This window comes from Kitasatospora sp. NPDC048296, assembly GCF_043201815.1.
GTDB lineage: Bacteria > Actinomycetota > Actinomycetes > Streptomycetales > Streptomycetaceae > Kitasatospora.
Genome location: NZ_JBICZB010000024.1, coordinates 37,340 through 58,263, shown reverse-complemented (window position 1 = coordinate 58,263; position 20,924 = coordinate 37,340). Strand labels below are relative to the sequence as shown.

Below are 20,924 nucleotides of genomic sequence, written 5' to 3'. Positions count from 1 at the left end.
ACGGGGGCTTCGGCCCTCGGGGAGAGGCGTCATACCTGAGGAGGAGACGGCCCCCGCCGCACCACCGGAGCGGCGGGGGTCGGTCGCCTCCCGGGCATACGTATCGCATTCGAACGGCTTGGGACGATGGAACGGAGGAATTTCCGATTCATCCCCAGGAGTCCACGTGACGTTCCCCGCAACCGCCGTCCTCACCGGTCGGGCGGCCGCCCGCGCCACCGGCCTGAACAAGGTCTACGGGGAGGGGGAGACCCGCGTCGTCGCCCTCGACAACGTCAGCGTCGCGTTCCCCCAGGGCGAGTTCACCGCCATCATGGGCCCCTCCGGCTCCGGCAAGTCGACCCTGATGCACTGCATGGCCGGCCTCGACACCGTCTCCTCCGGCTCCACCACCATCGGCGACACCGAACTCGTCGGCCTCAAGGACAAGCAGCTCACCCAGCTGCGCCGCGACCACATCGGCTTCATCTTCCAGGCCTTCAACCTCCTCCCCACCCTGACCGCCCTGGAGAACATCACCCTCCCGATGGACATCGCCGGCCGCAAGGTCGACAAGTCCTGGCTCGACCGCGTCGTCGACACCGTCGGCCTGTCCGGCCGCCTCAGCCACCGCCCCTCCCAGCTCTCCGGCGGCCAGCAGCAGCGCGTCGCCTGCGCCCGCGCCCTCGCCGGGAAGCCCGACATCATCTTCGCCGACGAACCCACCGGCAACCTCGACTCCCGCTCCGGCGCCGAGATCCTCTCCTTCCTGCGCAACTCCGTACGCGAACTCGGCCAGACCGTCGTCATGGTCACCCACGACCCCGTCGCCGCCTCCTACGCCGACCGCGTCGTCTTCCTCGCCGACGGCCGGATCGTCGACGAACTGCACGCCCCCACCGCCGACACCGTCCTGGACCGCATGCGCCGCTTCGACGCCAAGGGCCGAACCAGCTGACCTCGCTCGAAACCCCGACGCCACCGAACCACGAGCACCCCCAGGACTGACACACCCCCATGTTCCGCACCGCTCTGCGCAATGTGCTGGCCCACAAGGGCCGACTGCTGATGACGATGCTCGCCGTCATGCTCGGCACCGCCTTCGTCGCCGGCACGCTCGTCTTCACAGACACCATGGGCCACGCGCTCAGGACCCAGAACTCCAAGAACTACTCCGACATCGCCGTCACGGTCAGCGACCGCGAGGCCGTCGGCCGCGGCTACGACCACGGCGGCAAGACCACCACCGGCCCGACCCTCACCGAGGAGACCCGCAGGAAGGTCGCCGCGCTGCCAGGCACCGCCGACGCGCGCGGCGTGGTCAGCGGCTTCGCCGGCATCGCCGACCGCAAGGGCGCGCTGATCGGCAACGGCTTCTCCACCACCGGCACCAACTACGTGCCGGGCGCCGACGGCACCGACCCGCGCTACCCGCTGGTCGAGGGCCGCGGCCCGAAGGACGCCACCGAGATCGCGCTGGACACCAGGACCGCCGACAAGGGCGGCTTCAAGGTCGGCGACACCGTCCGGGTGGCAGTCAACGGCCCGGTGATGCAGCTCAAGCTCACCGGCACCCTGCGCACCAACGACCCGCGCGTGGTGGCCGGCGGCTCGCTGGCCGCCTTCGACACCGCCACCGCCCAGCAGCTCTACCTGAGCCCGGGCCGCTACGCCGAACTGGACGTCAAGGCCGCGCCGGGCACCGACGACACCGCGCTGCTCACCGCCGTCCGGCAGGCCGTCCCGCAGAGCGACTCGATCGAGGCCAGGACCGGCCGCGAGCTGGCCGCCGAGCAGGACCGGATGATCAAGCAGGGCACCAAGGCCCTGAGCACCTTCCTGATGGGCTTCGCGGGCATCGCGCTGTTCGTCGGCATCTTCATCATCGCCAACACCTTCACCATGCTGGTCGCCCAGCGCACCAGGGAGCTGGCCCTGCTACGTGCCGTCGGCGCCACCCGCCGGCAGATCACCCGCTCGGTGAAGGTCGAAGCGGTGCTGGTCGGCCTGACCGCGTCGGTCGCCGGCCTGCTGGCCGGCATCGGGATCGCTATCGGGCTCAAGGCGCTGCTCAACGGCCCGATGGACGCCAACCTGCCGGACGGCCCGCTGGTGATCGCCCCGACCACCGTCGTCGCCGCGATCGCGGTCGGCACGCTGGTGACGCTGCTGGCCGCCTGGCTGCCCGCCCGCCGGGCCTCCCGGATCGCGCCGGTGGCCGCGATGAGCTCGGCCGAGCAGCCCGCCACCCAGAAGAGCCTGCGGCTGCGCAACACCATCGGGCTGCTGTTCTCGCTGTCCGGTGCGGGCGCGCTGGCCGCCGGTGCGGGCAGCAAGGAGGTCAAGCTGGTCGGCCTGGGCGCGGGCGCGCTGCTGATCGGCGTGTTCGTGCTGACCCCGCTGCTGTCCCGGCCGCTGATCGCGCTGTTCGCCCCGCTGCTGCGCGCCGTGTACGGCACCCCGGGCAAGCTGGCCCAGGAGAACGCGGTCCGCAACCCGCGCCGCACCGCCGCCACCGCCTCGGCGCTGACCATCGGCGTCACCCTGATCACCTCGCTGACCGTGGTCGGCGCCTCGGTGAACAAGGCCGTCGACGACTCCACGTCGAGCGACCTCAAGGCCGACTACACGGTCGCCATGCAGAACTTCTCGATGCTCTCCCCCGAGGTCGCCCCCCAGATCGCCAAGGCACCCGGAGTCAGCGCGATGAGCACGGTGCGCACCGTCCCGGTCCAGACCGCCGGCGGCGGCCACGACCGCGAGTGGCTGACGGCGGTGGACGCCGCGACCATCGACCAGCTGGCCACCGTCAAGGTCAAGGAGGGCTCGGCGGACGCCCTCAAGCAGGGCAAGCTGCTGGTCAGCTCGGGCACCGCCGGGCGCAGCTACTTCAAGCTCGGCGACACCCTCGCCGTCACCTACCCCGACGGCACCAAGGGCTCGCTCACCGTCGGCGGCGTCCTGGAGGCCAACACCGCGCTAGCCGGCGTCGTGGCCCCGGAGAACGTGGTCGGCCCGCACGCGCTGCCCGGCACCGGGCTGGACAAGGTGCTGGTGAAGGGCGCGCACGGCCCGACCGAGGAGCTGAAGCAGGCGCTGCGCGACGCGACCGGCGGCAACCCGCTGATCGCGGTCAAGAGCGAGAAGGACGTCAAGGCGGAGAGCCGCCAGATGGTCACCGGGATCCTGAACATGATGTACGGACTGCTCGGCATGTCCGTGGTGATCGCGGTGCTCGGTGTGGTCAACACCATGGCGATGTCGGTGTTCGAGCGCCGCCGGGAGATCGGCATGCTGCGGGCGATCGGCCTGGACCGGCTGGGCATCCGCCGGATGGTCCGGCTGGAGTCCCTGCTGATCGCGCTGTTCGGCGGGCTGGTCGGGATCGGCCTCGGCATCCTGGTCGCCTGGGCGGGTGTCCGCACGCTGGCGGACAGCCTCAAGGACATCACCACTGTGGTGCCACCGGTGCAGATCCTCGCCTTCCTGCTCGCGGCCGCCGCGATCGGCCTGCTGGCCGCACTCTGGCCGGCCCACCGGGCGGCGAAGCTGGACATCCTGGGCGCGATCAAGAGCGAGTAGCAACCACCTCGCGAAAAGCAGCCCCCGGCCGGAACGGCCGGGGGCTGCTTCGCGTCACGGCCCGGCGAACACCACGCTCTGGCTGACGGGTTGCAGCGAGCCGGTGGTCAGCCCGGCGGCGGAGACCAGGAGTTGGGTGACCGGCTGGGCGTTGACGCCGTCCACCTGGGCGACCAGCGGCGTGGTCTCGTCCGGCGGGGTGACCTGAAGGCCGGCGAGGATGTGGCAGGTCGGGTCGGACTTCGCGCAGTCGGACCACTTGAGGCCGGCGAAGGCGGTCACACCCGGCTTGAGGGTGATCGACTCCGGCGGCCCGGGGTGGGGTTCCCGCTTGGTCGCCACCACGAGCGGGCCGTTGTCGTACCCCAGACCGCCGTAGCCGGGGTAGCCGAAGAGGGTGCAACTGCGGCTCCCCTTGTTGCTGAGCATCAGCATGGCGGAGCCGGGGCCCTGGATCTGCACGTCGGCCTTCAGCTCGTCGCTCGTGCAGCGGGCGCTCGCCGGCTGGGTGGCCGCCGGGCCGGTCGGCGTGGCGTGGGTGGGCGTGGCACCGGTGGGCGCCGCCTTCGTGGGCGTGACGCCCGGGACGGTGACCTTACCCGGCGCGGTCGGCTGCGCGTCCGTGCCCGCGTCGTCGTTGCACGCGGTGAGCAGGACGGTGGCGGCGAGCGCGGCGACACCGGCGGCCAGTAACCGGGACGGTCGGCGGACGTTCATGTTCCCCCCATAAGTGCGCGGTTGAGCGAGGCTGTCCATCCTCAGCACGACAACGGCGCGTGAATCGGTTCCCTCCTGAGTCAGCGGAAATGGATCCGCCCCGCGCGGCGGGTGCCGGGCGGGGCGGTGCGGAGGGAGACGGAGCCGGTCAGGCAGCCGACTTGGCGGCGACGGGCTTCACCTTGCTCCCGAACAGGTTGAAGAAGACGGCCAGGGTCGGCAGCAGGTAGAGCAGCCAGACCACCAGCTGCAGCACGGTCGGGTCCGGCTGGAAGTTGAACACGCCCTTCAGCAGGGTGCCGTACCAGCTGTCCTTGGGGATGGTGCTGGAGATGTCGAAGGCCAGGCTGTGCAGGCCGGGCAGCCAGCCGGCCTCCTGCAGGTCGTGCACGCCGTAGGCGAGCACGCCGGCCGCGACCACGACCAGCATCGCGCCGGTCCAGGTGAAGAACTTCGCCAGGTTGATCTTCAGCGCGCCGCGGTAGAACAGCCAGCCGAGCACCACCGAGGTGAGCAGGCCGAGCGCGGCGCCGGCCAGCGGATTCCAGCCGTCGTCGGTGGCCTGCACCGCCGACCAGATGAACAGCGCGGTCTCCAGGCCCTCGCGGCCGACCGCCAGGAAGGAGGTGACCACCAGGGCCGTCGTGCCCATCGCGATCGCCGCGTCCAGCTTGCCGTGCAGCTCCGTCTTCAGGTGCCGGGCGGTGCGCCGCATCCAGAACACCATCCAGGTCACCAGCCCGACCGAGATGATCGACAGCGAACCGCCGAGCGCCTCCTGGGCCTCGAAGGTCAGCTGCGAGGAGCCGAACTGCAGCACCGCGCCGAAGACCATCGAGAGCACCACGGCCGAGCCGACGCCGAGCCACACCGGCGGCAGCTTGTCCCGGCGGTCGGTCTTGACCAGGTAAGCGATCAGGATGCAGACGACCAGGCTGGCTTCGAGGCCTTCGCGCAGGCCGATCAGGTAGTTGCCGAACACGGCTGACTCCTCAGGGTGGTAGGGGCGGGTGACATCAGCCGAACAGGGCCTGGCCCCACCACTCCCCCGGCTTGCGCACGCCCGCCGGGCAGGCGAAGTGGGCGGAGCCGACGTGCTGGATGTACTCGTTGAGCTTGTCCGAGCCCGCGAGCCGCTGCTGCAGCGGCACGAAGGCCTTGCGGGTGTCCCGCTGGTAGGCGAGGAAGAACAGCCCGGCGTCCAGACGGCCGAGGCCGTCGGTGCCGTCGGTGAAGGAGAAGCCGCGGCGCAGGATCATCAGGCCGTTGTTGGCGTCCGGGTGGGCCAGGGCGACGTGCGAGGTCGCGGGCATCGCCTTGAGGTCGGGGGCGTCGTGCTCCTTGGCCCTGCCGTAGGGGGCGCCCTCGCCCTTGGTGCGGCCGAAGGTGTCCTCCTGCTCCTTGAGCGAGGTGCGGTCCCAGGTCTCGATGTGCATCCGGATCCGCCTGGCGACCAGGTAGGAGCCGCCGGTCATCCACTCCGGGCCGTCGCCGGGGGCGGCCCAGACGTGCTCGGAGAGCTTTGCGGTGTCGGTGCCCGCGATGTTGTGGGTGCCGTCCTTGAACCCCATCAGGTTGCGCGGGGTCCGCGCGTCCGGGGTGGTGGAGGAGGTCTTGCCGAAGCCCAGCTGGGACCAGCGGATGCTGACGGTGCCCATGCCGATCCGGGCGAGGTTGCGGATCGCGTGCACGGCGACCTGCGGGTCGTCGGCGCAGGCCTGGACGCAGATGTCGCCGCCGCTGCGCAGCGGGTCGAGCTTGTCGCCCTTGAAGTTCGGCAGGTCGATCAGGGCCTCGGGGCGCTGGGCCTTGAGGCCGAAGCGGTCGGTGCCGTCCTTCTCGAACAGGCTGGGCCCGAAGCCGACGGTGAGGGTGAGCCGGGAGGCGGGCAGGCCCATGGCCTCGCCGGTGTCGTCCGGCGGCGCCTCGGGCAGACCGCTCGCCGCGCCGGTCCCGACCTCGCGGCCGCCGGTCATCGCGGCGGCCGCCTTGGTCCACTCCTTGAGCAGCTTGACCAGGGATTCCCGGGTGGCCGTCGCGGAGACGTCGAAGGCCGCGAAGTGCAGCCGGTCCTGGACCGGGGTGGCGATGCCCGACTGGTGGTCGCCGTAGAACGGCACCTCGGCGCCGGTGGCCGCGCCCGGAGCGGGGGCCGGGTCGTCGTCCTGGCGGCCGGCGGCGGCGACCGAGCCGACGGCGGCGGCGCCGAGCGCGACACCCGCGCCGGCCCAGCCGATGACGGCGCGTCGGCTGACCGCGCCCCGGTTGTCGGTGGCGGCAGCGGCCGGCGTGCCGTTCCGCTTCTCGTTCTCGGCGTCCATCGGCGGGCTGGCCCTTCTCACTCTTGCTGAACTGCGTTGTCGCTGGATCACCGGGGCCAGGGCCCCGGCGCGGGGGAACTGCTACCGCTGACCGGTCACTTGACGACCACGGCGGCGGCCAGCTTCGACAGCGGCTCGCCCAGCGAGTTGACCGCGTCGGAGAAGGTCTTGCGCTCGGCGTCGGTGACCTTGTCGTAGGGGGTGAAGGTGCCGTCGGCCTGCTTGTACTTGGCGAGCAGGGTGTTGATGGCGGCGAACTCGGAGTCGAGGGTCTTGGCCAGCTCCGGGTCCTTCTCGGCGGCGACCGGCTTCAGCAGCTCGTAGGCCTTCTGGGCGCCCTCGACGTTGGCGTGGAAGTCGGCCAGGTCGGTGTGGCTGTAGCGGTCCTCCTCGCCGGTGATCTTGTTGGTGGCGACCTCGTCCAGCAGTTCCTTGGCACCGTTGGCCATGCTGGTCGCGGTGATCTCGGCGGAGGGGATCTTCTTCTGCCAGTCCCTGAGGTCGTCGACCAGCTGGTCGGCGAGCTTCTTCTCGTCGTCGCCGATCCTGGCGTCGGCCCACAGGGCCTTCTCCAGCCGGTGCCAGCCGGTCCACTGCTGGCCCTGCTCCAGCTTGTCCTCGCGGGTGTCGGTCTTGGGGTCGACGTCCCCGAAGCTCTCGGCGACCGGCTCGGTGCGCTCCCAGCCGGTGCGCGAGGGCGCGTACAGCGACTTGGCCTTCTCCAGGTCGCCGGCCTTGATCGCGTCGGCGAAGGCCTGGACGGCCGGGACGGTGGCGTCGGCCTGCTCCTGGGCGTACGTGCGGTAGGCGTCGACGGCGGCGGCCAGGCGCGGGTCGGCCGGGGCGGAGCTGCCGCCCTCGCCGGTCACGGTGATCTTCTGCCGGATGCCGTCGCCGACCATGCCGGGCTTGCAGGCGACCTCGTAGGAGCCGGCCTTGATCTCGGCGTTGATGGTGGCCTTGGTGCCGGGGCCGATGTTCTCGCGCTCGGTGACGATCTTGTCGCCGGCGGCGTAGACGTAGACCTCGGTGGTCTTGGAGCCCTTGTTGCTGATGTCCAGGACCACGTGGCCGGCCGGGAAGCTGGTCCTGGAGACCTCGCAGGCGGTGTCGGTGGCGTTCACCTTGACCGCGTCCGCGCCGCCCGCCTTGTCGTCCTTCTTCGACGCGCAGCCGGCCAGGGCGGCGGTCGCCACGGCGAGGGTGAGCAGCGCGGCTGCGGTGGAACGGCGACGGGCGGGCATGGGGGCTCCAACGGAAAAGGGCATGGGGGTGCCAAGGCCGGGTAAAGCGCCGACCAGGCCGGCGCCTCCTTTTTAGCTAAGGCATACCTTACGTAAGAAGTCTTTACCGTTGATACCCGCCCCCTCGAACCCCGCTCGAAGCGTTACCTCCCCGGGGTGCGGCGGGCGGCGGCGCGGGCCGTCCAGCGGCCCTCGTGACGGGAGATCCGGATCGGGTGGCCGAAGGTCTCGCTGATCAGCCCGGTGGTCATCACCTCGTCCACCGGCCCGGCCGCCAGGCACTCCCCGGCGCGCAGCAGCAGGGCGTGGGTAGTGCTCTCCGGCAGTTCCTCCAGGTGGTGGGTGACCAGCACGCTGGCCAGCTCGGGGTGCTGGTGGCGCAGCAGGTCCAGGCTGTCCAGCAGCAGTTCGCGGGCGGTCAGGTCCAGCCCGGTGGCGGGTTCGTCGAGCAGCAGCAGCCGGGGGCTGGGCATCAGGGCGCGGGCGATCAGGGCCCGGCCGCGCTCGCCCTGGGAGAGGGTGGTCCACGGGGCCTCGGCCATCGCGGTCATGCCGAGCGTCTCGATCAGCTGCTCGGCCCGCTGCACCGCCTCGGGGGCGGGCTTGCGGTGCCACTCCGGCTCGATGGTGTTGGTGTGCCCGGTGAGCACCACCTCGCGCACGGTCAGCGGCGAGCGCAGCGGGTGGCGCGGGTTGACGTGCCCGAGGTGGGCGCGCAGTTCGCGGATGTCCACCCGGCCGAGCCGGCGGCCGAGCACGTCCACCGTGCCCCGGGTGGGGTGGGAGACCGCGCCGAGCAGGGCGAGCAGGGTGGACTTGCCCGCGCCGTTGGGGCCGAGCAGCGCCCAGTGCTCGCCGGGCTGGATCTCCAGGGTGATCCCGCGCAGCAGGTGGCGGCCGTCGCGCACGACGTCCACGTCGTGGGTGCGCAGCAGCGGGCCGTCGAAGGACGCGCTCATGTTCCAGATCTCCGATCGAGGTGCCGGGCAGGTACGGGCGGGGGCGCCGCACCGGACGGGCCGGCGCCGACCGTCCGTGTGCACCGTACCGCCGTCGGCCGGACCGGACCCCGGCCGTCCGAGCCGTGGACGCGCCAGAACCCTCTTGCGCAAGGGGAGTTGGGAGGAGGATTGTGCTTTTCCTTGGGGGAGGAAGGAAAGACTCGATGACCACGGACGACTCGATGACCACGGACACCGACCGGGCGGCCACCACGCTGCACGGACTGTTCGAGCACCAGGCGCGCCGGGCGCCGGAGGCGGTGGCGGTGCGCTGCGGCGACGCCGAGCTGACGTACGGGGAGCTGGACGCGCGGGCCGAGCGGCTGGCCGCCCACCTGGCACGGAGCGGGCTGACCCCGGGCGGCCGGGCGGCGGTCGCGCTGGACCGGGGCACCGAGGTGTACGTCGCGATGCTGGCGGTGCTGAAGGCGGGCGCCGCGTTCGTGCCGCTGGAGCCGACCGCGCCCGACACGCTGCTGCGGCACGTACTGGCCGACGCCGCGCCCGAGTTGGTGCTGACCGAGGAGCGGCACCGGGTCCGGCTGGCGGACGCGGGCGGGGCGCAGCCGGTCTGCGTCGACACCCTCGCGTCACCGGACGGGGAGTTCCGGTGTCCCGAGGTCGCCCCGGGCGACCTCGCCTGCGTCCTCTACACCTCCGGCTCCACCGGCCTGCCCACCGGCGCGCTGGTCGAGCACCGCAACCTGCTTGCCGCGTACGCGGGTTGGCGCGAGGTGTACGGGCTCACGCCCGAGGACCGGGTCCTGCAGACGGCGAGCCTGGAGTTCGACGTCTTCACCGCCGACTGGGTCCGCGCACTGGGCACCGGCGCAACCCTGGTGGTCACCCCGTTCAACCTGACCCTCGACCGCACCGCCGACCTCGCCGCCCTGCCCGCCCTGGTGGCGGAGGAGCGGATCACCGTCATGGAGCTGAACGTCCGCACCGCCCGCCGCCTCACCGCCCTGCTGAGCGCGACCGGCGGATCGCTGCCCGGGGTGCGGCTGCTCACCGTGGGCGCCGAGAAGTGGTACCTGGACGAGCAGTTGGGACTGCAGCGGCTGCTCGGCGACGGCACCCGGGTGCTGAACGTCTACGGCCTGGCCGAGGCCACCGTGGACAGCACCTACTTCGACGTCCGGGGCGCGGCCGCCGCCGAGGGCGCCGAGCGGGTCTCACTGGTCGGCCGCCCCTTCCCCGGCACCCGGATATACGTGCTGGGGCCGCACGCCACCCCGGTGGCGCCCGGCCGGGTCGGCGAGATCGCGATCGCGGGCTCCGGCCTGGGCCGCGGCTACCTCAACCGGCCGGCGGACACCGCCCGCCGCTTCGTCCGGGCCGACTTCGACCCGGACGGGCGGGTGCTGCTGACCGGGGACCTCGGGCTGCTCCGGGCGGACGGCGTGCTGGAGTTCGTCGGCCGGGCGTCGACCGTGGTCGGGCGGCTCGGCGCGGAGCGGGCCACCTCGGTGGCCACCCGGGTCAAGGCGGCCGCCCGCGCGGAGGGCGCGCTGCGGGCGCACCCGGCGGTGCAGGAGGCGGCCGTCGTCGAGGTGGAGCCGTCGCCCGGGCAGCGGCTGATGGTCGGCTACGCGGTGCCCGTGCAGGGGCCGCCGGACGCGGTGGACGGCTGGTCACTCACCCAGTACCTGCTGACGGAGCTCAGGGGCTACTCGACACCCGCCGCCGTGATAACCGTCCCTGAGCTGCCGCGTACCCGGGCCGGGAAGCTGGACCGCACCAAGCTGCCGCTGCCGGCCCCACCGAAGCACACCGCGCCACGGTCGGCCAAGTCGGGCGGCAGCAGGAAGGGCGGCGGCAAGGCCGGGGGCGGGGCGAACAACACGAACGGGGTGACGGGCTGCCTGGCGCTCTTCATCACGGTGGTCAGCACCATCCTCACCCGGGCCCTCACCGACAACTTCTTCCCCGGTTCGACGGACCTCTCGGCGGTGCCCCCCGAGTACCACTTCTGGTTCGGACTGCTCTACTTCTGCGAATGCGCCGCCTTCGGCACCGGGTTGGCGTTCCTCTTCCTCGGCCTGCCCGCGGTGCTGCGGCAGGGCCGCTCGCTCCGGCTGTCGCTGCTCACCCACTTCTCGGTGTTCTGGCTGGTCGCCTCCTGGTGGCCGCAGGACAACCTCTACCGGCTGGCCAAGCCCACGGACTGGCCGCGCCAGACCGCACTGGTCTACGTCTTCAACATCCCGCTGATGCTGGCCGCGGTCGTGGTCGTGATCTTCCTGCTGCAGAAGCCGAAGACCACGAAGAAGTAGCCAGGGTTCAGCGCAGCGCTTCGAACATCCCGGTCAGCGCGTGGTTGGCGGCCGTGAGCAGCGCCTGCGCGGCGTCCAGCGCCTCGGCGTCCGGCCCGGCCAGGGCGAGGCCGACGGCGGGCTCCGGGTCGTGGCCCGCCGTCGGGATCAGCGGCAGCAGGGTGACGCCGAGGCGGGCGCAGCGCGGGCGCAGCCGGTCGAGGTGGTCGTACAGCGCCTCGGGGGCGAGCCGGGCTCCGAGCGGCATCGCGTCCAGGGTGCGGACCAGGTGGCCGGGGCCGCGCACCCGGTCGAGGCGTTCGCGCAGCATGAAGGCGATCGCGGGGCCGGTGAGCCGCAGGTTGATCTCGGTGGGGGCGAGCCGGCGCTGCCGGTCGGTGACGAAGTCGACGTCGTACCAGCCGCGGTAGCCGTCGGCGGCCAGCCGCTCCCCCACCGCGAGGGCGAAGCCGCGGGCCGTCTCGGCGGCGGCCCGGGGCACCGCGCCGGGGCCGACGGTGGCGCCCTGGTAGCGGGTGCCGGCCACCTCCATGGTGCCCGCGCCGACCGGGTGGACGGTGCCGTCCGGGCCGATCACGGCGTCGTAGGTGAGGTCGCGCAGCCGGGCGGCCGGGCCCGCGTCGACGTACTCCTCCAACAGCAACTCGCCCTGGGGCGGCAGGATTTCGGAGCGGACCAGGCGGCGCAGCAGGGCGCCTCCGCCGCCGGCGGCGAAGAGCTCGGCGGGTTCGACCACGATCGTGCCGTAGCCGCCGACGCCGTGCGGGCTCTTCAGCACGGTGGTCAGGCCCCGCGCGGCGCGGACGGTCAGCCGACGGGCGGCCCGGCGGCGGCCGCCCGGGCGTTCCTGCGCCGGGACGGTGATCCCGGGGTGCCCGGGCGCGAGGGCGGCAAACAGCTCATGGGCGGCGGCCTTGGACTCGTACCGGCGGACCGCGGCCAGCTCGGGCCCGTCGCCCTGCGCGGCCGTCCGGCCCCAACTGACCGCCGGGTGACCGGAGTCGGCGATCCGCGCGACCAGGGCAGGACGGTCGGCGAGCGCCTCGGCCACCGTCCGGCCGACCGCCACCCCGCTGTGCAGTTCGACCGGGCCCCAGGCCAACTCCCGGGCCAGCCAGTCGATCCACTCCCGGTCCACCTCGGCGGGCAGCACCAGCAGCGCCGGTTCCGGGCTGTAGCAGGCGGCCAGGCAGGCGTAGTGGTGCGCCTGCCGCAGCCGCCGGGCGCGCTGGGCCGCGTCCATGCCGGGCGCGAAGAACTGCGCGTTGAAGTCCGCGACGTTGCCGATGTGAACCGCCGCCCGCTCGCCGGTCCAGGCCCCCACCCATCCGTCCATGGAGTGAGAGCTTAGAGCTTCAGAGTGCCAACAGCCCCGCGTCGGTGGGCCGTAGACCGCACCCGTCGAGGTAGAAGGCACGCAGGTGCGGCTCGAAGTCGACGTGCAGCCAGGCGCAGCCCGCCGCGCGGGCGCCGTCGGCGGCCTCGGCCACCAGGCGGGTGGCGACGCCCTGCCGCTGGGCCTGCGGTGCGACGACGGTGTCCAGCAGGAAGGCGTGGGCGCCGCCGTCCCAGGCGAGGTTGACGAAGCCGACCAGGGCGGCGTCGGCGCCCCGGCGGGCGGTGACCCAGCCGAGGCTGTGCCGCTTCGACAAGCCCTCTCCACCACCTACAAGGGCGCCCGCGCCGCCTCGCTCAACGCCGCCCGCGACCTGTACGGCGCCGGCAGCGCCGAGTACGGCGCGGTCGCCGCGGCCTGGAGCGCGGTCAACGTCACCTGAGGCCCCGCACTCAGCTGTCGAACCCCACGTGGACGTGGTCGTGGTGGGTGTCGTCGGTGAAGAACTGGTTACCGACCCCCTCGATCGCCACCGGCCCGCCCACGTTGTACGAACCGGCGGCGGCCGCGTCCCGCATGAAGGACTCGACCAGCTGCCGGGGCGTGGCCGGGTCCACCACCGCCCGGCCGTCGATCCGCCACACGTCGAAGGCCCGGCCCAGCGGATGGTCGCTGGGCCGGGTCGTCCCGAAGACGTCCAGCGGATGGCCGCTGCGCACCACGCTCACCGAGAGCGAGTACGGGCCGGCCAGCCGCAGCACCGCCGCGAGCACGCTGTCGTGGACGGCGCCGCTGCGCAGGTCGGCCGCCGCCGCGGGCGGCAGCTCGATCCTCGGCTCGGCGAGCACCCTGGCCACCGCCGGGGCGGGCGAGGCGGCCGCCGGGCCCGGCTCCCCCGGGTGCAGCGCGGTGACGGCCCAGCGCGGCTCGGCCCGGCTCAGCCGCACGTCCACGGTGGTACCGCCCCCGACCACCGAACCGTCGGCGGCCCTGGTCCACTGGCGGCAGACCACCAGCACGCTCGCCGAGTCGGCCAGGATCCCGCCGTACTGGGCGTCGATCACCTCCAGGCTCGCCTCGGCCGCCGCCGGGGCGAGCGGCCCGGCCTGGTCCGCCAGCCCGGGCGGCAGCCCCAGCGCCGCCACCCGGGCCCGGGCCGCCTCCGCGCCCTGCCCTCCGGGCGGCCAGGCCCCGAGCACGACCACCAGCTCGACGGCGCGGCGCTTGACGTCGGGCTGGATCTCGCCGGGGCCGGGCTGCCAGAGCGGCGGGTTGGGCAGCAGGGCCGGGGTCGGGGTCGGCGTCCCGGCCACGCTCGGCATGGGCGCCTTCGTCGCCGCCGTACCCGAACTCGCCGCCGGAACCTGCGGTTTGCCCCCGCTCGCACACCCCGTCGCACCCAGCAGCACCGCCGCCGCACCCGCCCGCAGCACCTCGCGCCGCCCAGTGCCCCGGCCACCGTCTCCGCACGTCATGCGGTCAGTATGCGACCGGAGACCCAGCAGCAGGTGTTCGACGGGCAGCGGCTCGATGTCGAAGACGTCCACCGCGGCGCCCGCGATCCGGCCCTCGGTGAGCGCGGCGAGCAGTGCGTCCTGGTCGACGATCGCCGCCCGGGAGGTGTTGACCAGGTAGGCCTCGGGCTTCATCAGGGCGAGTTCGGCGGCGCCGATCAGCCCCCGGGTGTCCTCGTTCGAGGAGAGGTGGAGGGAGACGAAGTCACCCTCGCGCAGCAACTGCTCCTTGTCGACCGGCCGGCGCACGCCGGCCTCGGGCGCCCTTCGCGAGGATCACGTACGGGTCCGTGCACTCCCGAGCCCAGCTCGATCAGGCCGCGCAGCAGCTTGGCGTCGGCGTGGGTGAGTCGGGCCTCGCGGCCGTCCACGGTGGCCGGCCGGGTGTCCAGGTCGAGGACGAGCCAGCCGTCGAAGGCGGTCAGCGAGCCCTGCGGTTCCAGGACGAGGTTCGCCCAGTCGATCCCGCGGCTCATCCCGTCCCCTCCCGTTCGTCGGGGCCGTCCCGCTCCTGCGGGCGCAGCCTAGCGGGCGCCGCCGAACTGCGCCCGGGCCTCGTTCCAACCCACCAGCTCCGCGGGCCGGTTGGTGATGACGCCGTCCACCCCGGCGGCCTCCAGTGCCTTCCAGCGGGCCGGCTGGTCGACCGTCCAGACGTTGACCGCCACTCCGGCGGCGTGCAGGTCCTTGACCACCCCGGGGCGGGTGGCCAGTGCCTCGTCCGCCGGGTTGTAGGCGCTCAGGCCGAGGTCGCGGGCGGTGGCGACCGGGTCCGGGTCGAGGGTGGAGCGCAGCAGGCCGAGCGGCAGTTCGGGGGCCAGCTCGCGGGTGTGACGCAGCGCCTCCTCCTGGAAGCTCTGGACGAAGACCCGGTCGGTCATGCCGTGCTCGCGCACGACCTGGACGATCCGGGCGACCTCGTCCCTGGTGTGCGGGCCCTTGATCTCCAGCAGCAGCCTGCCGCCCCGGATGCGCAGGTCGTCCAACTGGGCGGCGAGCGTGGGCAGGCGGGTGCCGACGTAGGAGGGTGCGAACCAGGAGCCGGCGTCCAGCGCGTCGAGCTGGGCGGCGGTCAGGTCGCGGACCCGGCCGGTGCCGTCGGTGGTGCGGTTCACGGTGTCGTCGTGCAGCACGTACGGGACGCCGTCCCTGCTCGGCTGGACGTCGTCCTCGATCCACTCGGCCCCGCCACGACGGGCCACCTCGTCCGAGACCAGGGTGTTCTCGGGGGCGGCGGAGGCGGCGCCGCGGTGGCCGAAGACGGTCATCGGCGTGCCCGCCGGGCGGATCCAGCGGGCGCCGGGCGTCACGGTGGGCGTCATGGCGGGCGCTCCGGTCACGGAGAGGCCGCCGAGGCCGGCCGCGAGCAGCGCGGCGGCCAGGCCGGTCGGACGGCGACGGCGGTGGCGGTGGCGGTGGCGCTGACTGGATGTCATGTCCGGCACACTACGGGCCGTGAGCGGACCTTCCCCGGCGGAACCGGGAACCGGCGGTGACGTTTCGCGGGTGAAGCAGCCATTCGGAGCCAGCGGACCCGGCGGTGCCTACGGACCTGGCGGTGCCGGCGGAGCCTACGGGCCCAGCGGCGCCAACAGCGCCTCCGCCGAGGCCGTCCGGGCGTACAGCACCCAGCGCCCAGCGCGGTGGGCGCTCACCAGGCGCGCGTCCCGCAGCGCCGTCAAGTACTGCGACACCGCCGAGGGCGACAGCCCCGTCCGCCGGGCCAGCTCGGTGGTCGAGGCCGGGGCGGCGAGCTCGGACAGCAGCAGGGCGCGGGAGCGGCCGAGCACCGCCGCCAGCGCCTCGGTGCCGGGCGCCGACGCGGCGGCCGCCCAGAGACCGCCGATCCCCCGCGCCGGATAGGCGAGCTGCGGCGGGTCCTGCGAGCCTGACGGGTCCCGCCGACCTGACGGGTCCTGCGAGCCTGACGGGTCCTGTCGGCCGAGGCGGGTGTACAGGCCCGGGCCGGTGAAGGCGGACGGGATCAGCAGCAGGCCCGCTCCGGCCGCGCGCCGGGGCAGCGGACGGGTGCGGTGGCGCAGCCGCAGGGTGTCCTCCGTCCAGCGCAGCTCCGCGTGCAGGTCGTTCAGCACCCGCTCGGCCCCGTACTCGGCGGCCTGCCGGGCCCGGTGGAGCACGTCCGCGTCCAGCACCGCGCGGATCCTCGCCCAGTACGGCGCGAGCGCCAGCTCCCAGTACGCCTCGACCGCCTCGGTCACTTGGGCCAGCCCGGCCGCCGGATCGGCGTGCAGCGCCCGCAGCCGGGTCCCGAGCCGGCCCTGTTCCGCCGCCAGCCGGTCCAGGTCGCGCCGGACCTGCCCGGCGGGGGTGGCCCGGATCGCGGCGAGCTCCTCGGCCAGGGTGGGCGCGGGCCCGGCCGGGGCCGGGTTGATGAAGTCGGGGACGTAGCCGGTCGGCGGGACGAGCTCGGCGAGCAGCCCGGACGCCGGGCCGAGCGCCGCCAGCCGGGGCCGCACCTGCTCCGCCCAGGGCCGGTGGACGGCGTGCGGGAGGCCGGAGCCCAGCAGCCGCAGGCTCGGGCCGACCTCCCACATCGGCGATACCGCGAAGCGCATCCGCGCCAGGTCCCCCGCCGTGAACAGCAGCTCCGCCGCCAACACCCACCCCCGTGGATTCACACATGCTCGAATCAGTGGCGATCAGGCTAGTGCAGTCCCGATCATGACGGGCATGACTTCCGACACCACCGTGACTGCCACCGCCTCCGGCACCTGGACCCTCGGCGACCGCGTCGTCCACCGGATCGGCTTCGGCTCGATGCGCCTGCCGCAGACCGGCCCCGCGCTCGTGCCCGATGCCGCACCGCGCGACCGTGAGCAGGCCCTGCGGGTGCTGCGCCGCGCGGTCGAGCTGGGCGTCAACCACATCGACACCGCCGCCTTCTACTTCTCCCCGCTGCGCTCCGCCAACGAGCTGATCAACCGGGCGCTCGCGCCCTACTCCGACGACCTTGTGATCGCCACCAAGGTCGGCCCCGCCCGCGGCATCGACGGCGAGTGGGCCGAGCACGCCCGCACCCCCGAGCGGCTGCGCACCCAGGTCGAGCAGAACCTGCGCCAACTCGGTCGCGACCACCTCGACCTGGTCAACCTGCGCATCGTCGGCACCGACTCGGTCGCCGAACGCTTCGGTGCGCTCGCCGAGTTGCGCGAGGCCGGGCTGATCCGCCACCTCGGACTGTCCAACGTCCACCCGCACCAACTCACTGAGGCCCAGGCCATCGCCCCCGTGGTCTGCGTCCAGAACCCGTACGGCATCGGCGCCTCAGCCGAGCAGGACGCGCTGCTGCGACTCTGCGGCGACCAGGGCATCGCCTTCGTCCCCTTCTACGCCATCGCCGGCACCGGGCGGCAGTACGGCGCCGGCGAGACCGAACCCGCCCAGGTCCAGGAGGTGGCCCGGGCCCGCGGCATCAGCACCGCGCAGCTCCGCCTCGCCTGGACGCTGCACCGCGGGCCGCACGTCCTCGCCATCCCCGGCACCGGCGACGTGGCCCACCTGGAGGACAACATCGCCGCCGGCGCCGTCCAGCTGACGGCGGAGGAACTGGCCCTGCTGGACCAGGCCCACACCGGCTGACCGGAACCATCGCCGGACCGTCTGCGTCGCTCCGTCACATCACCCGTCTTCGAGGAGCCCCGCAGCATGCCCGACACCGCCACCCGCTACCTCTACCTCGCCCGCCACGGCGAGGCCGCCCCGGACGGCAGCGGCCTCACCGCCGCCGGCCGCCGCCAGGCCGTCCTCCTCGGCCGCCGACTGGCCGACCGGCCCATCACCGCGGTGCACCACGGCCCGCTGCCCCGGGCCGCGCAGACCGCACGGCTGATCGGCGAGCAACTGGGCGGCGGGGTGGCGGTGTCGGTCTGCGCGGAGGCCGACGACTACGTCCCGCACCTGCCTCCGCGCAGTGAACTACCGGAGGACAGTGCCGAGTTCATGCTGCGCTTCCTCGCCGACACCACGGCCGAGGAGGCCGCGCACGGCCGGGCCCTGGCTCTCCGGGCCGCCGCCCGGTTCACCGGGCCGGTCGAGGGGGCGCAGGACCGGCACGAACTGGTCGTCACCCACGCCTTCCTGATCGGCTGGCTCGTCCGCCACACCCTCGACGCCCCCGCCTGGCGCTGGCTCGGCCTCAACGCGGCCAACGCCGCCCTCACCGTCCTCCGCTTCGCCCCCGGCCGCCCCTCCTCAGTGCTCGTGCTCAACGACCAGGCCCACCTGCCGGAGGAGCTTCGCTGGACGGGCTTCCCCCCTGAGCTGCGGATCTGAGGGCCCGAGGTCTGTGCGCCTGAGGTCTGGGCGTCCGACCTCCGAAGGGAGGGTCGACAAAAATATGCAGACCGGTCTACAGTCTCCGCCATGGGAGCCAAGGGCGAGGAGACCCGGGCCCGGCTGATCGCCGGCACCCGGGAGCTGATCGAGGAGCAGGGCTACTTCGGCACGGGCCTCAACCAGGTCCTGGCCGCCACCGGCGCACCACGCGGCTCGCTCTACTTCCACTTCCCCGGCGGCAAGGACCAGTTGGTCGCCGCCGCGCTCGTCCAGTCCGGCCAGGAGGTCGCGGACCTGCTGACGACACTGGCCGCCGAGGGAGCCGACGCCGCCGCGCTCACCGAGCGCCTGACCGAAGTGTTCGCCGAGCGCCTGGCTCGCTCCGACTACACCAAGGGCTGCCCGATCGCGACCGTCGCCCTCGAAGTCGCCGGCACCAATGAGCCCCTGCGCGCCGTCTGTGCCGAGGTGTACGAGAGCTGGCAGCACATCCTGGCCGAGCAGTTGGCGGCCGGGGGTTTCCGACCGGCCGAGGCCTCGACCGCCGCCGGCCAGGCACTGGCCCTGATGGAGGGCGCGGTCCTGCTGGCGTCGGTCAGGCGAAGTCGCGAGCCGCTGGACGATGCCCGGCACGCCGTCCTCCACCTCATCGGCGCGGAGAAGTCCCGCCGTCCGTAGGTTCGGGCATGCCGCCGTTCGGTGGCCGCTTGCCCATGCCCATGTTTAAAAAATATGCAGACCGGTCTACAGATAGAGAGAGTCGATGCCGCCCACCCCTCCACCTCCGCGCACCCTCGTCCTGGGTGCCACCGGCTTCCTCGGCCGCTGGCTGCTCCTCGAACTCCTCGGCCGAGGCGGGGCCGTGGCCGCCGCCGTCCGCGACGCCGGACGCGACACCGCCCTGCGCGCATGGCTGCGCGAGCACGGCGCCGACACCACCGCACTGACCACCGCCACCGCCGACCTCACCCGTCCCGGCCTCGGCCTGTCCCCGGACGACGACGCCCGTCTCAGCGAGGTCCGCGACGTCCACAACCTCGCTGCCCACTACCAGTTCGGCCTCACCCGCGCCGAGGCCGAACCCACGAACGTCCGCGGCGCACTGCACGCGCTGCGCTGGTCCGCGACCCGGCCCCGGCTGCGGCGCCTGGTCCACCTCTCCGGCTACCGGGTCGGCCGCGACCCCCACCCCAGGTACCCGCTCGACCCCGGCACCACCGCCGCCCTCTACAGCCGCCTCGGCGCGTACGAGGCGTCCAAACAACTCGGCGACGCCGCCGTCCGCGTCACCGCGCCCGAGCTCGGCGTCCCCCTCACCACCGTCAACCCGAGCAGCGTCATCGGTCACTCAGCGACCGGCGAAGCGGGCCAGTACCTCGGCCTCGCCCAGCTGGTGCGCCAACTCCACCGCGGCCGCCTCCCCCTGCTGCCCGGCACCCGGCGCACCTTCCTGCCGGTTGTCACCGTCGACCACCTCGCCCGGCTCCTCGCCGCCGTCCCCGGACACGACCGCGACCCCGTCGCCGCCCACACCGTCCTGGACCCCACCACCCCGGACCTCCCAGACCTGATCGCCCTCCTCGCCGCCCACCTCGGCGTCCGCCCACCCCGCGGTCTGATCCCCGTACCCCTCGTCCGCCGCCTCCCACGCTTCCTCACGGGCGCCGACCCGGAGACCCTCACCTTCCTCTCCGAGGACCGCTACGACACCACCTCCGCCGACCGTCTGGCCACCGCGGCCGGCCTCGCCCATCCACCCGTCGTCCCCGCCCTCCAGCGCTGGTCCACCCGCCTCGTCGCCGAGGACTTCGGCGACGACTGAAGCCGCGTATCACCGCTGACGCCCGGAACGCGCCGGCCGCTCGACGGGAAGTGACGGCTCCCCACCTCGCGCCGATACGACGGTGTCCGGCGCCGAAACCCACTTGACCGGCCGTGGACGATGGAACGGTGATCACCGAGAAGCGCGCCGTCGAGCTGGTCGAATCGCTGCTGGCGCAGGAGCGGCTGACCTGGACGTGGCACGGCCCGATCCCGGACCTGGTCGCGTACCACGTGGACGAGCACGCCCTCGGCTGGATCGTCTCCTGGAACACGGCCGAGTTCGCCCGCACTCGCGATCTGAACGACTGCCTCGTCGGAAGCGGCCCCTACCTGGTGGACCGGCAGGACGGGAGCATCCACCACATCCCCGTCACCACCTGGGTCACCGGCGACTGGGAAGCGCTCTACCTCCGCCAGGTCAAAGGCGTCAGAGCGCCTGACCCCCTGGCAGCGGCCATCCGTGAACTCGCCCGATCCGCCGGGCCGGTCGCCGCGATGGCCTACCTGCGCCGGAAGGCACCACGCCTGAGCCTGCGGCAGGCAAGGGCGTACGTCCTCGCCGTACGAGACGGGGCCGAACCACCCGAGGGGTTGGCCGACCTGACCGAGGAGCAGGTCAGCTGCCCCCCGCTGCCCATAGAGACCCTCCGGCAGGCCCCGGACGCAGAAGGCGACTCACATCGCCCACCAGATTGATCCGGCCCGCCGCTCCACGAAACGCCGCTGCCGAGCGCGGGGGGGGGGGGGGGGGGGGGCGGGGCGGCGGGCGCCCCCGCCCGCCCGGGCTGGGGCGGGGGGGGGGGTTGGGGGGCCCCCGCCCCGAGCGCGCCCGCG

General features: G+C 73.4%; 16 protein-coding genes and 3 pseudogenes. 9 read left to right on the top strand and 10 right to left on the bottom strand.

All coding sequences use genetic code 11. The annotated features are described in order from the left end of the window. Positions 1-166 precede the first annotated feature (166 nt). Positions 167-937 (top strand): ABC transporter ATP-binding protein, encoded by a 771-nt coding sequence (locus ACGF12_RS16745; RefSeq protein WP_393029791.1) that lies wholly within the window; start codon positions 167-169, stop codon positions 935-937. 59 nt (positions 938-996) lie between these two features. Continuing rightward, on the top strand, positions 997-3,561 hold the full coding sequence (locus ACGF12_RS16740; protein WP_393029788.1) for an ABC transporter permease: 2,565 nt from the start codon (positions 997-999) through the stop codon (positions 3,559-3,561). A gap of 54 nt (positions 3,562-3,615) precedes the next feature. Here the strand turns inward: ACGF12_RS16740 and ACGF12_RS16735 are convergent, their stop codons facing one another. The 5 genes from ACGF12_RS16735 to ACGF12_RS16715 form a co-directional block, all read right to left on the bottom strand. Beyond that, a complete protein-coding gene (locus tag ACGF12_RS16735) occupies positions 3,616-4,278 on the bottom strand; it encodes a DUF4232 domain-containing protein (RefSeq protein ID WP_393029785.1) in 663 nt (220 codons plus the stop codon). Between the two features lie 148 nt (positions 4,279-4,426). Next, the gene (gene efeU / locus ACGF12_RS16730; protein ID WP_393029782.1) at positions 4,427-5,260 is read right to left on the bottom strand and encodes an iron uptake transporter permease EfeU; all 834 of its coding nucleotides are present in this window, start codon (positions 5,258-5,260) and stop codon (positions 4,427-4,429) included. A gap of 34 nt (positions 5,261-5,294) precedes the next feature. After that, the gene (gene efeB, locus ACGF12_RS16725) at positions 5,295-6,599 is read right to left on the bottom strand and encodes an iron uptake transporter deferrochelatase/peroxidase subunit (RefSeq protein ID WP_393029779.1); all 1,305 of its coding nucleotides are present in this window, start codon (positions 6,597-6,599) and stop codon (positions 5,295-5,297) included. Positions 6,600-6,694: 95 nt separating this feature from the next. Then, a complete protein-coding gene (gene efeO, locus ACGF12_RS16720; RefSeq protein WP_393029776.1) occupies positions 6,695-7,843 on the bottom strand; it encodes an iron uptake system protein EfeO in 1,149 nt (382 codons plus the stop codon). A 143-nt stretch (positions 7,844-7,986) separates the two neighbouring features. Beyond that, complete coding sequence (locus ACGF12_RS16715) at positions 7,987-8,802, bottom strand: ABC transporter ATP-binding protein (protein ID WP_393029773.1); 816 nt, start codon at positions 8,800-8,802, stop codon at positions 7,987-7,989. Between the two features lie 206 nt (positions 8,803-9,008). Between ACGF12_RS16715 and ACGF12_RS16710 the strand changes: the two genes are divergently transcribed. Continuing rightward, complete coding sequence (locus tag ACGF12_RS16710; RefSeq protein WP_393029770.1) at positions 9,009-11,120, top strand: amino acid adenylation domain-containing protein; 2,112 nt, start codon at positions 9,009-9,011, stop codon at positions 11,118-11,120. Between the two features lie 7 nt (positions 11,121-11,127). Here ACGF12_RS16710 and ACGF12_RS16705 read toward each other — a convergent pair whose 3' ends face one another. Both ACGF12_RS16705 and ACGF12_RS16700 read right to left on the bottom strand, forming a co-directional pair. Continuing rightward, positions 11,128-12,456 (bottom strand): hypothetical protein, encoded by a 1,329-nt coding sequence (locus ACGF12_RS16705; protein WP_393029767.1) that lies wholly within the window; start codon positions 12,454-12,456, stop codon positions 11,128-11,130. A gap of 19 nt (positions 12,457-12,475) precedes the next feature. Continuing rightward, positions 12,476-12,763 (bottom strand): annotated as a pseudogene (locus ACGF12_RS16700) (GNAT family N-acetyltransferase); the annotation flags it as partial. A 15-nt stretch (positions 12,764-12,778) separates the two neighbouring features. On the opposite strand from ACGF12_RS16700, the pseudogene ACGF12_RS16695 reads away from it, so the two are divergent. Next, a pseudogene (locus ACGF12_RS16695) lies at positions 12,779-12,898 on the top strand (M4 family metallopeptidase); the annotation flags it as partial. Positions 12,899-13,958: 1,060 nt separating this feature from the next. On the opposite strand, the pseudogene ACGF12_RS16690 reads toward ACGF12_RS16695, so the two are convergent. The 3 genes and pseudogenes from ACGF12_RS16690 to ACGF12_RS16680 form a co-directional block, all read right to left on the bottom strand. Beyond that, positions 13,959-14,246: pseudogene (locus ACGF12_RS16690) on the bottom strand (NAD(P)-dependent oxidoreductase); the annotation flags it as partial. Positions 14,247-14,494: 248 nt separating this feature from the next. Next, positions 14,495-15,406 carry a glycerophosphodiester phosphodiesterase gene (locus ACGF12_RS16685; protein WP_393029764.1) on the bottom strand — a complete coding sequence of 304 codons (912 nt, stop codon included), beginning with the start codon at positions 15,404-15,406 and terminating at the stop codon, positions 14,495-14,497. Between the two features lie 135 nt (positions 15,407-15,541). Continuing rightward, positions 15,542-16,588: an ArsR family transcriptional regulator gene (locus tag ACGF12_RS16680; RefSeq protein WP_393029761.1), complete on the bottom strand. Its 1,047-nt coding sequence runs from the start codon at positions 16,586-16,588 to the stop codon at positions 15,542-15,544. 73 nt (positions 16,589-16,661) lie between these two features. Here ACGF12_RS16680 and ACGF12_RS16675 point away from each other — a divergent pair, with 73 nt between their 5' ends. The 5 genes from ACGF12_RS16675 (at position 16,662) to ACGF12_RS16655 (ending at position 20,786) form a co-directional block, all read left to right on the top strand. Next, complete coding sequence (locus ACGF12_RS16675; protein WP_393029758.1) at positions 16,662-17,570, top strand: aldo/keto reductase; 909 nt, start codon at positions 16,662-16,664, stop codon at positions 17,568-17,570. A 66-nt stretch (positions 17,571-17,636) separates the two neighbouring features. Then, on the top strand, positions 17,637-18,263 hold the full coding sequence (locus ACGF12_RS16670) for a histidine phosphatase family protein (RefSeq protein WP_393029755.1): 627 nt from the start codon (positions 17,637-17,639) through the stop codon (positions 18,261-18,263). 90 nt (positions 18,264-18,353) lie between these two features. Further along, positions 18,354-18,944 (top strand): TetR/AcrR family transcriptional regulator, encoded by a 591-nt coding sequence (locus tag ACGF12_RS16665; protein WP_393029752.1) that lies wholly within the window; start codon positions 18,354-18,356, stop codon positions 18,942-18,944. Positions 18,945-19,029: 85 nt separating this feature from the next. Next, positions 19,030-20,088 (top strand): SDR family oxidoreductase, encoded by a 1,059-nt coding sequence (locus ACGF12_RS16660; protein ID WP_393029749.1) that lies wholly within the window; start codon positions 19,030-19,032, stop codon positions 20,086-20,088. Positions 20,089-20,216: 128 nt separating this feature from the next. Further along, positions 20,217-20,786, top strand: a complete 570-nt coding sequence (locus ACGF12_RS16655; RefSeq protein WP_393029746.1) for a YrhB domain-containing protein — start codon at positions 20,217-20,219, stop codon at positions 20,784-20,786. Positions 20,787-20,924 lie beyond the last annotated feature (138 nt).